Source organism: Rhizobium sp. GN54, from assembly GCF_021026345.1.
Classification (GTDB): domain Bacteria; phylum Pseudomonadota; class Alphaproteobacteria; order Rhizobiales; family Rhizobiaceae; genus Mycoplana.
Genome location: NZ_JAJNCZ010000002.1, coordinates 660,103 through 670,865, shown reverse-complemented (window position 1 = coordinate 670,865; position 10,763 = coordinate 660,103). Strand labels below are relative to the sequence as shown.

Sequence of the window (10,763 nt, the reverse complement as noted above, 5' to 3'; positions counted from 1 at the left end):
CTTGCCAAGCGGCAATTGTCCGGCGCATTTTTGCACCATGCGTCCTGCCCTGCTCGATCCCCTGTTCGCCTCCCTCGCCTCGCTGCCCGGAATCGGGCCGAAGACGGGCGAGCTGTTCGCCAAGCTGCTCGGACAGGAGAGCATCGACGACTGCCGCGTCATCGACCTCGTGTTCCACCTGCCGCACAGCCTAATCGACCGCCGCAACCAGCCCGGCATCGCGCACGCGCCGCAGGGGACGATCGTCACCGTCTCCGGCCGTGTCGACCGCCACCAGCCGCCGCCGCGCGGCAAGTCCAACGTGCCCTACCGGGTGTTCCTGCACGACGACACCGGCGAACTGGCGCTGACCTTCTTCCGCGCCAGGGGCGACTGGCTGGAAAAGAGCCTGCCGGTGGACGAGCAGGTGATCGTCAGCGGCAAGGTCGACTGGTTCAACGGCCGCGCCTCGATGGTCCATCCCGATTTCATGGTGAAGGCCACGGAAGCCGAGACCATGCCGCTGGTCGAGCCGGTCTACGGGCTGACGGCCGGACTGTCGCCGCGCACCCTACGCAAGGCGATCGAGGCGGCCGTCGAAAGGGTCCCGTCCCTGCCGGAATGGATCGACGGTCCGCTCGTCGCCCGTCAGGGTTTCCCCGCCGCGTCCGAAGCCTTTTCCGCCCTCCATCATCCGCGCGACACCCTCGATCTCGATCTGCAGACGCCGGCCCGCCGCCGGCTCGCCTATGATGAATTCCTGGCCGGGCAGATCTCGCTGGCGCTGGTGCGCCAGACGCTGCGACGCGTCGCCGGCCGTCCGGTGACGGCAACCGGTGTCCTGTCGGAGCCGGTGCTCGCCGCTTTGCCGTTCGCGCTCACCGGCAGCCAGCAGACGGCGATCGCCGAGATCAAGGCGGACATGGCGACCGACCAGCGCATGCTGCGACTGTTGCAGGGCGACGTCGGCTCCGGCAAGACGGCGGTGGCGCTGATGGCGATGCTGGCCGCGGTCGAGGCCGGTGGACAGGCCGTGCTGATGGCGCCGACGGAGATCCTCGCCCGCCAGCATCATGCGACGCTGGTGAAAATGGCCGAACCGGCCGGCATCACCCTCGATGTCCTCACCGGCCGGACCAAGGGCCGCGAGCGCGACCAGAACCTCGAGCGCATCGAAAGCGGCGAGACGAACATCGTGATCGGCACGCATGCGCTGTTCCAGGACAATGTCGTCTACCGCGACCTTGCGCTCGCCGTCGTCGACGAGCAGCACCGGTTCGGCGTCCACCAGCGGCTGCGGCTGACGGCGAAGGGAATCTCGCCGCACATGCTGGTGATGACGGCGACGCCGATCCCGCGCACGCTGGTGCTGGCCGCCTTCGGCGACATGGACGTCTCCAAGCTGACCGAGAAGCCGGCCGGCCGCAAGCCGATCCAGACCGTCATCATGCCGCAGGAGCGCACCGGCGAGATCGTCGAGCGGCTGCGTGCGGCGATCGCCGAGGGCAAGAAGGCCTACTGGATCTGCCCGCTCGTCGAAGAAACGGAGGAATCGGATCTGATGTCCGTCGAGGAGCGGCACGCGACGCTTGCCGGCGTCTTCGGCAACGCCGTCGGCCTCGTGCACGGCCGCATGAGCGGTCCGCAGAAGGACGATGCGATGCAGGCCTTCAAGAACGGCGAGACCCGCCTTCTGGTCGCCACGACCGTGGTCGAGGTCGGCGTCGACGTCCCCGACGCGACGATCATGGTCATCGAGCACGCCGAGCGCTTCGGCCTCGCCCAGCTCCACCAGTTGCGCGGCCGCGTCGGGCGCGGCGCAGGCGCCTCCTCCTGCATCCTGCTCTACAAGGGCCCGCTCAGCGAGAACGGCCGCGCCCGGCTCGGCATCCTGCGCGAGACCGAGGACGGCTTCCGCATCGCCGAGGAGGACCTGAAGCTGCGCGGCGAAGGCGAGCTGCTGGGCACGCGCCAGTCCGGCACGCCCGGCTTCCTCGTTGCCAGCATCGAGGCGCATGGCGACCTGCTGGAGATCGCCCGCAAGGAGGCCACCTATACGCTGGAAAAGGACCCGCAGCTGGAAAGCGAGCGCGGACAGGCGATCCGCACGCTCCTCTATCTCTACCGCCGCGACGAGGCGATCCGCTTCCTGCGCGCGGGCTAGGACTACTTCCTGAACTTTTCCTTGAGCTTCGCCGTGAACGGCGTTGGCGCGGACATCAGCTTGTCCGGCGGATTGACGAGGCCGACGGAGATGATCAGCTTGGCGGCGTCCTCGGCGCTCATGTCGAGCAGCACGATCTTCTCGCGCGGCACGAAGACGAGGTAGCCGGCGGTCGGAAACGGCGTCGGCGGCAGGAAGCAGGCGACCATGTCGCGCCCCATGGCGTCGAACTTCGATTTCATCTCGCCCTTGGCATCGGTGGCGATGAACACCACCGACCACAGGCCGGCGCTCGGATATTCGATCAGCCCCGCCTTGTTGAACGAGGTGCCCTTCTCCTTCAGCACCGATTCGAAGATCTGCTTGAGGCTCTTGTAGATCGTGCTGACCAGCGGCGTGCGGTTGAGGATCGTCTCGCCGAAATTGACGATCGACCGCCCGATCAGGTTCTTGCCGAGGAAGCCGACGAGCGTGATCACCACCAGCGCGATCAGCAGGCCGAAGCCGGGGATAGCGAACTGGAGATAGTTCTCCGGATTGTAGCGGTTCGGAATATAGGGCTTCACCCAGCTGTCGGCCCAGTGGATGAACGTCCAGGTCAGCCAGATCGTGATCGCGATCGGCGCGCAGATGACGAGCCCTGTCAGGAAATTGTTTCGCAGCCGCGTGGCCACGGAAAGTCGCGGAACGATATCGGTCATCACCTGTATGCCGCCGGAAGCCTCAGCCGAAGAAAGCCGGATGATAGGTAACCGTGCCGCCCGCGTAAACCGGTGAAAACGCAACCCGCATGAAATACTCGTGAGGGATCCCGGGCGAGGTGAAGGCCGGATCCGTCGCGAATCCGAACCGGCCGTAATAGGCGGGATCTCCCGCCAGCACGCATCCCCCGGCATCGAGCGCGCGAAGTCGCTCCAGCCCCGTACGGACGAGGGTACTGCCGATTCCCGACCGCTGGCGCGCGGGCCGAACCGAGATCGGGCCGAGCCCGTACCATGCCTGACGCTGGCCCTGCCCCACGTCTCCGCCCTCACCCTCGCCTAGGATCGTCACGGGAGAGAAGGCCACGTGGCCGACCACCTCGCTGTCCTCTTCGGCGACGAGCGAGATCGTCAGCGCGCCGGCCGCGCGTAGGCGCTCGATGATCGCGGTCTCGGTGCCGTCGCTGTAGGCCATCGGTGCGAAGGCTTCCGCGGTCAGCGCTCCGATCGCCGCAATGTCGGCAGGTGTCTCGTCGCGGACGATCATTCCACCGTCACCGATTTTGCCAGGTTGCGCGGCTGGTCGACGTCGGTGCCCATGAAGACGGCCGTGTGGTAGGCGATCAGCTGGATCGGCAGCGCATAGAGCACCGGCGCGATGATCTCGTCGACCGCCGGCAGCACGATGGTCGCCATCGTCTCGAGCCTGGTCGCCGCCGCGCCGCGCTCGTCGGTGATGAAGATGATCCGCCCGCCGCGCGCTGCCACTTCCTGCATGTTCGAGACGGTCTTTTCGAAGAAGCGGTCGAACGGCGCGATCACGATCACCGGCATGTTCTCGTCGATCAGCGCGATCGGCCCGTGCTTCAACTCGCCGGCCGCATAGCCTTCGGCGTGGATGTAGGAAATCTCCTTCAGCTTCAGCGCGCCCTCCAGCGCCAGCGGATAGCTGGTGCCGCGGCCGAGATAGAGCACGTCGCGGCACTTCGAAAGTTCGCGCGCCAGTTGCTCGACGGCCGGCTGGATGGTGTTCAGCACGTTGGCGATCAGCCGCGGCGTCTCCGCCAGATGGCGCACCAAAGCACTCTCGTCGGCAGCATTCAGCGTGCCGCGCGCATGGGCCGCCTGGAGCGCCAGCGACGCGAGGACCGCAAGCTGGCAGGTGAACGCCTTGGTGGATGCGACGCCGATCTCCGGGCCGGCGAGCGTCGGATAGACGACATCCGCCTCGCGGGCGATGGTCGATTCCGGCGCATTCACGATCGCACCGATCTTCAGCCCCGCCTCCTTGCAGTAGCGCAGCGACGCCAGCGTGTCGGCGGTCTCGCCCGATTGCGAGATGAACAGCGCCGCCGAGGTCGGGTTCAACGGCATCTCGCGGTAGCGGAACTCCGAGGCGACGTCGATCTCCACCGGCAGCCGTGCCAGCCGCTCGAACCAGTACTTGCCGACGAGCCCCGCCAGGTAGGCGGTGCCGCAAGCCGAGATGGCGAGGCTGGAAACCGAAGCGAAATCGATCTCTTCGGAAGGTTTCTTCACCTTGTTCTCGATGAAGTCGATATAGTGGCTCAGCGTGTGGGACACGACCTCGGACTGCTCATGGATCTCCTTTTCCATGAAGTGCCGGTGATTGCCCTTGTCGATCATGTAGGCGGCGGCGCTGGAGACCTGCCGGCGACGTTCGACCGGATTGCCCGCCAGATCGAAGATGTGCGCGCCGTTGCGCCCGACCACGGCCCAGTCGCCATCGACAAGATAGGTGATCTCGGAGGTGAAGGGAGCGAGCGCGATCGCATCGGAGCCGAGAAACATCTCGCCCTGGCCGTGGCCGATCGCCAGCGGCGGGCCGTTGCGGGCGACCATGATCGTCGACGGGTCGTCCTCGAACATCACCGCCAAGGCATAGGCGCCGCTGACCCGCTGCAGCATCGACAGCATCGCCTCGCGCCGGCCATGGCCTTCGCGCCGCAGCTTCGCCAGGAGCTGGGCCACGACTTCGGTATCGGTCTGGGTGGAAAATTCCGCCCCGCCGGCGATCAGTTCGTCCTTGATCTCGGAGAAGTTCTCGATGATTCCGTTGTGGACGACGGCGACGCCGTCGGTGAAATGCGGGTGCGCGTTGCCCTCCGTCGGTGCGCCGTGCGTCGCCCAGCGGGTGTGGGCGATGCCGATCGTGCCGTCGAGCGGATTGTCGGCAAGGCGCGCCTCCAGATTGACGAGCTTGCCCTCGGCGCGCCGGCGATCGAGCCGCCCGTCGAGAATGGTGGCGACGCCCGCCGAATCATAGCCGCGATATTCGAGGCGCTTCAGCGCCTCCACCAGTCGCCCGGCCACCGGCTCTGTCCCGACGATGCCGACAATACCGCACATGAAACCACTCCGTTTTTTTGGCCGGGTCGCGCCTGTCGCCGGCCATTCTGGCAGCAACGCGGACCACACGATTGATCGACGCATGACACCGGCCGAAAATCCACTCGGACTTTCGGGGGGTATGCGGTGTAGCTGGCGCATTCTGGTAGCGGTTTTTGTAGCGAGCGCAATCACCTAGCGCTCACTTTCGATTTCATGCGTTAATGCCTGTGGCCTATTCGGCCGCCTTCTTGCGTGCCGCTTTGATCGCCGCGTTGCGCTCGCGGACCTGCCTGGCGCGCTCCGGCTTGTTTTCCTGCCGCGCCCGGCCGAAGGCGACGGCGTCGTCCGGAACGTCCATGGTGATGACGCTGCCCGAGGCGACATAGGCGCCGTTGCCGATCGTCACCGGGGCCACCAGCGCCGAATTGGAGCCGACGAACGCGTTCGCGCCGATTCGCGTCTCGTGCTTGTTGATGCCGTCGTAGTTGCAGGTGATCGTACCGGCGCCGATATTGCTGCCGGCGCCGACGAAGGCGTCGCCGATATAGGTCAGGTGGTTGACCTTGGCGCCCTCCCCGATCTCCGCCTTCTTCACCTCGCAGAAATTGCCGACTTTCGAGCCGGCCCCGAGGTCCGCTCCCGGGCGAAGCCGCGCGAACGGCCCGACCGTGGCGCCGGGCCCGACATGGGCACCCTCCAGATGCGAGAAGGCATGGACGACCGCGCCGCTCTCCACCGTCACGCCCGGCCCGAACACCACGTTCGGCTCGATCGTCACGTCCTGCGCAAGCTGCGTGTCGTAGGACAGGAACACCGTCTCGGGCGCGATCATCGACACGCCGGAGAGCATCAGCGCGGTTCGCCGCCGCTCCTGCCACAGCCGCTCGATGTAGGCGAGCTCGGCGCGGGTGTTGCAGCCGGTCAGCTCCGATTCTTGCGCCTCGACGGCCGTGGCCCGGCCACCGGCGGCCCGGACCACCTCGACGATGTCGGTCAGGTAGTATTCGCCCTTGGCGTTGGCGTTGCCGATCTTCTCGATCAATTCCAGCGCCTTGCGGCCGTCGATCGCCATCAGCCCGCCGTTGCAATAGGCGATCTCCCGCTCCTTCGGCGTGGCGTCCTTTTCTTCCCGGATCGCGAGAAGCTCGCCGTCCTCAACGATCAGGCGACCGTAACCGAAGGGATTGGCCGCCATGAAGCCGACGACGACGACGTCGCTGCCCGCCGCAAGCCCGGCGCGCGCGGCCTGCAGGGGGGCGGCGGTCAAGAGTGGCGTGTCGCCGAAGACGACGAGAATATCGTCATAGCCCTTCTCGATGGCCTCACGGGCGGCAAGCACCGCATGCGCCGTGCCGAGCCGCTCCGTCTGGATATAGGTTTCGGAACGGACCGCAGAATGCCGGGCGGCGGCCTCCACCTTGTCCGCGTCGCGGCCGAGCACGAGCGCCACCTCGGTGATCCCGGCGCCCGAAAGCGCCTCGACCACATGGGCGATCATCGCGCGGTTGCCGATCGGATGCAGCACCTTCGACTGCGAGGACTTCATCCTCGTGCTCTCGCCCGCCGCCAGGATGATCGCCAGGCAGCTGCGCTTCGTCTCGTCCTTGTGCATCGGCATCCTCGTAAAACTGATCGGGTGCCGTTCCATATCAAACGAGGCCCGTCGGAGACAAAGGGAAATCGCGCCTATTCGGTACCGCGCAGCCGGCTCTCGACCAGAAGACCGCTCTCATCGAGGATCGGATAGGCGACGGAGACCAGGTGGGCGTTGATCCGCTTGAGGTCGCGCAGCATGTCGAGATGCAGCGAACTCGTCTGCAGGCTCTCCATCCTGCCGTCGCGCAGCCGGGCAAGGTGGCGTTCGGACGACTGCTTCTCCATGTGCCGCACGGCGACCTTGACCTCCACCAGCTGCCTTGCGAGGGCGAAATCGCGCGAGACCAGGATCGTCTGCGCGATCCGCAGGTTTTCGATCGTGAGGTTGAACAGCCCGGAAAGCTCCGCATAGCCGTCGCTGGAAAACCGCAGGCCGTTGACGACCTTCTTGCGCACCTGTTCCTGCAGGCCCTTCTCGATGATGTCGCCGACATGCTCGAGATTGATCGCATAGTCGATGACGACGATCGAGCGGGCGCTGTTCTCCGCGCTCAGGCCCTTGTTGCCGAGCCGCGAGAGGTAGATCTTGATCGCCTGCTGCAATTCGTCGACCTGCTTCTCCAGCACGCCGATCCTGCCGAGTTCGGTCAGGTTGTTCTCCTCGAACGCCTTCATCGTATGGATCAGCATCGCCTCGATCAGATCGCCGACGCGCAGGACCTCGCGGGTGGCTCCCGACAGTGCCACCACCGGCGTATCGAGCGCCGCCTCGTCCAGGTATTGGGGACCGGTCTCGGCCGGCGGCTCGTCCGGCACCAGCCGTTCCATCAGCCGCGCCACCAGCGGCGAAAGCGGCCAGAACACCAGCGCCACGACGATGTTGAAGGCGAGATGCGCATCGACGGGCAGTTTCGCAAGCGGCAGCGGCAGTTGCAGCAGCGCGCCTGCGGCCAGATCGGCAAACGGCAGAACCGCAAGGCAGCCCGCCGCCCGCACGAGCAGGTTTCCGAGCGTCACCCTGCGCGCCGGCGCCGCCGCGCGGAACGTGGCGATGACCGGCGGCACGGCGCCGCCGAGATTGGCGCCGAGGACCAGCACCACGGTGAGCCCGGGCGACACGATGCCGGTGGCCGAAAGCGACAGGATCAGAACGACGACCGCCAGGCTCGAGGACGAGACGACGGCGAGCGCCGTCGAAAAGGCGAGCGCCACCGGCCACGCGCCGTCGAGCAGCGAAAGGAATGCCGCAAGGGCCGCCGACTGGCGCATCGGCTCCGTCGCCTGGCTGAGCAGGTGCAGCGACAAGAGCATCAGGCCGATGCCGACGAGGGCGGCGCCCGCGCCCTGCCGGAACGTCGAGCTGCCCTTGTAGAGGACAACACCCGCCAGGATGAGGAGCGGCGCCACCCATTCGATCCCGGTCGCGACGATCCAGGCCGTCACGGCCGTGCCGACATTGGCGCCAAGCAGGACGATCTGCGCCATGCGCGACCGGATCAGGTTCTTTTCGACGAAGGAGGCGGTCATCAACGCCGTCGCCGTCGAGCTCTGCAGCGCGATCGTGGCGACGAAGCCGGACACGAAGGCCCGCAGGAAACCGCCCGTGCCGAGCGCCAGCCCCTTGCGCAACCGGCTGCCGAAGGCCCGCGTCACACCGTCCTTCACCTGCCCCAGCCCGAACAGCAGCAGGGCCACTGCGCCGAGCAGATTGATCATCACGGTCGTCGATTCCATGCCATCGCCTCTTCTGCCACGCCTGCTCCGCCGAACCGCAACCGTATCACTCAATAACGGCTGACAGCGAGAATCGCAGAAAGCCCAGCTTGCGCAATTCATCAATTATTTCAGAAACAGACCTTTTGCCGGCAAATGAAAATCGACTGCGACCGGCCTGTTCGCGCCGTTCCGGAAATTCAGCCCCGGAACGGTTTTCCGGCCGCCTGCGGGCCGCCGGCCTCGACGCCTCCGTCCGCGGGAAGGAAACGCGCCGACCATCGGACTTCTAATCACTGAAACTTTCCGTTATGAGACGATTTCCGTCCGGCCCAGGCGCCGTACCAGCGAGGAATGCGATATATGCTCGAGACTTTGAGAAAAGGCGCCCAGACCTGGGTCGCGAAAGCCCTCATGATCATCCTGGTGGCGTCCTTCGGCGTCTGGGGCGTCTCGAGCTCGCTCATCACCGGAACATCCAGCGCCGTCGTCACCGTGGGCGACGTCGATGTCTCGGCCACCGACTTCCGCCTGGCCTACGAGCGCCAGCTCTCCGCCCTTTCGCAGCGCTTCGGCACCCGCCTGACGAACGAGCAGGCCCGTGCGTTCGGCCTCGAGAACCAGGTCTATGCGGAGCTCGTCGCCGGCGCGGCCCTCGACCAGCTCTCCAACGACATGAGCCTCGGCCTCAGCGAGGATCGCCTGGCCCAGCTGATCGCGGAAGATCCGGCGTTTCGCGGGCCGAATGGCCGCTTCGACCGGGTCGCCTTCTCCTCCATCCTGCGCAATGCCGGACTGCGCGAGAACGATTACATCAACAATCGCAGCCAGGTCGCCGTCCGCAGCCAGATCGTCGAGGCGATCTCCGACGGCTACCAGGCGCCGCAGGCCCTGACCGACGCGATCCGCCAGTACCGCAACGAGGCACGCACGGTCGACTACCTGCTGCTGTCGAACGCCAATATCGATCCGGTCAAGGCGCCGGCCGACGACGTGCTGTCGGCCTGGTTCGAAACGAACAAGGCGAAGTACCGCGCCCCGGAATATCGCAAGTTCGTCTATGTCGCGCTGTCGCCCAAGGACATCGCCGACGCGTCTGCGATCGACGACGCGGCGCTGCGCGAGGAATTCGAGCGGACCAAGGACAAGTACCGCACGGACGAGATGCGCACCGTCCAGCAGCTGACCTTTCCCGATCGCGCGGCCGCCGATGCCGCTGCGGGCAAGCTTGCCGCGGGCACGACCTTCGATGCGCTGATCGCCGAACAGGGCAAGACCGAGGCCGACGTCACGCTCGGCGACTTCACCAAGGCGGCGATGCCGGAACAGACGCTCGCGGAGGCTGCATTTGCCATCCCGGCGGACGGGGGCACCTCGCCTGTCGTCGACGGCATCTTCGGCCCGGTGATCCTGCGGGCGACGAACATCCGGCCGGAGGCGACGAAAGCCTTCGACGACGTCAAGGAAGAACTGCGCGAGGAAATGGCCCTGACGCAGGCGAGCGACGACCTGATGGCCATCCACGACCGCTTCGACGAAGCCGTCGCCAATGGCGCCACGATCGAGGACGCAGCCGCCCAGGCGAACCTCAAGCTGGTCACGGTCGAGGCCGCCGACAACACCGGCAGGGGCCAGGACGGCGAGGAGATCGCCCTCCCCGAACAGGCAGGACTGCTGGCCGCCGTGTTCGCAACGGAGGCCGGGCTTGAGAACCCGCCGGTGAACTATGGCCGCGACGGCTATATCTGGTACGAGGTGCGTGACATCGTTCCGGATCGGGACCGCACGCTCGAGGAGACGCGCGACAGCGTCGTCGCCGACTGGACCGCCGAGCAGCAGCGCGACGCCCTCGGCAAGAAGGCTGCCGAAATCGCCGAGCGCATCCGCAAGGGCGAGACGATGGCAGCCATCGCCGCGGACATGGGGATTGCCGTCGAGAACAAGGCCGGACTGACCCGCGGCGCCGAGGACATCACCCTGAGCCCGGCCGCTGTCACGGCGGCTTTTGGCGGACCGGTGGGCCATGTCGCCAACGCGCCGGGCATCGGCGGCGAGGGTCAGGTCGTCCTGCAGGTGACCGAAGTCAACAGTGATGCCATGGGCGATGCGCTCGCGAACGCCGACCAGCAGATCGAGGCGATCGCCCGCGCCAGCGGCGACGACATCCTCGACCAGATGGTCTCCAGCCTGCAGACCTCCTACGGCGTTTCGATCAACCGGTCGCTGGCCGAGCGCAGCATGCAATGACGAGCCGGGAA

Annotated in this window: 7 protein-coding genes; 2 read left to right on the top strand and 5 right to left on the bottom strand. The window is 66.4% G+C overall.

What is annotated here, in order from left to right:
* The first annotated feature begins 37 nt into the window (after positions 1–37).
* Positions 38–2,143 (top strand): ATP-dependent DNA helicase RecG, encoded by a 2,106-nt coding sequence (gene recG, locus LQK81_RS09195; protein WP_230805545.1) that lies wholly within the window; start codon positions 38–40, stop codon positions 2,141–2,143.
* A gap of 2 nt (positions 2,144–2,145) precedes the next feature.
* Here recG and LQK81_RS09190 read toward each other — a convergent pair whose 3' ends face one another.
* From LQK81_RS09190 to LQK81_RS09170, 5 genes are all read right to left on the bottom strand, one after another.
* Complete coding sequence (locus LQK81_RS09190; RefSeq protein ID WP_230805543.1) at positions 2,146–2,844, bottom strand: DUF502 domain-containing protein; 699 nt, start codon at positions 2,842–2,844, stop codon at positions 2,146–2,148.
* A gap of 22 nt (positions 2,845–2,866) precedes the next feature.
* Complete coding sequence (locus LQK81_RS09185) at positions 2,867–3,391, bottom strand: GNAT family N-acetyltransferase (RefSeq protein WP_230805541.1); 525 nt, start codon at positions 3,389–3,391, stop codon at positions 2,867–2,869.
* A complete protein-coding gene (glmS, locus tag LQK81_RS09180) occupies positions 3,388–5,214 on the bottom strand; it encodes a glutamine--fructose-6-phosphate transaminase (isomerizing) (RefSeq protein WP_230805539.1) in 1,827 nt (608 codons plus the stop codon). The genes LQK81_RS09185 and glmS overlap by 4 nt, the downstream gene beginning before the upstream one ends.
* Positions 5,215–5,428: 214 nt before the next feature.
* Complete coding sequence (gene glmU / locus LQK81_RS09175; protein WP_230805537.1) at positions 5,429–6,808, bottom strand: bifunctional UDP-N-acetylglucosamine diphosphorylase/glucosamine-1-phosphate N-acetyltransferase GlmU; 1,380 nt, start codon at positions 6,806–6,808, stop codon at positions 5,429–5,431.
* Positions 6,809–6,882: 74 nt separating this feature from the next.
* Complete coding sequence (locus tag LQK81_RS09170) at positions 6,883–8,526, bottom strand: Na/Pi cotransporter family protein (protein WP_230805535.1); 1,644 nt, start codon at positions 8,524–8,526, stop codon at positions 6,883–6,885.
* 342 nt (positions 8,527–8,868) lie between these two features.
* Here LQK81_RS09170 and LQK81_RS09165 point away from each other — a divergent pair, with 342 nt between their 5' ends.
* The gene (locus tag LQK81_RS09165) at positions 8,869–10,752 is read left to right on the top strand and encodes a peptidylprolyl isomerase (RefSeq protein ID WP_230805533.1); all 1,884 of its coding nucleotides are present in this window, start codon (positions 8,869–8,871) and stop codon (positions 10,750–10,752) included.
* Positions 10,753–10,763 lie beyond the last annotated feature (11 nt).

Bases quoted from the DNA above. Each gene is read 5' to 3' on its own strand.
- LQK81_RS09170 (WP_230805535.1), bottom strand. From the start codon at position 8,526: ATGGAATCGACGACCGTGATGATCAATCTGCTCGGCGCAGTGGCCCTG.
- LQK81_RS09185 (WP_230805541.1), bottom strand. From the start codon at position 3,391: ATGATCGTCCGCGACGAGACACCTGCCGACATTGCGGCGATCGGAGCG.
- LQK81_RS09190 (WP_230805543.1), bottom strand. From the start codon at position 2,844: ATGACCGATATCGTTCCGCGACTTTCCGTGGCCACGCGGCTGCGAAAC.
- LQK81_RS09165 (WP_230805533.1), top strand. From the start codon at position 8,869: ATGCTCGAGACTTTGAGAAAAGGCGCCCAGACCTGGGTCGCGAAAGCC.
- glmS (WP_230805539.1), bottom strand. From the start codon at position 5,214: ATGTGCGGTATTGTCGGCATCGTCGGGACAGAGCCGGTGGCCGGGCGA.
- glmU (WP_230805537.1), bottom strand. From the start codon at position 6,808: ATGCACAAGGACGAGACGAAGCGCAGCTGCCTGGCGATCATCCTGGCG.
- recG (WP_230805545.1), top strand. From the start codon at position 38: ATGCGTCCTGCCCTGCTCGATCCCCTGTTCGCCTCCCTCGCCTCGCTG.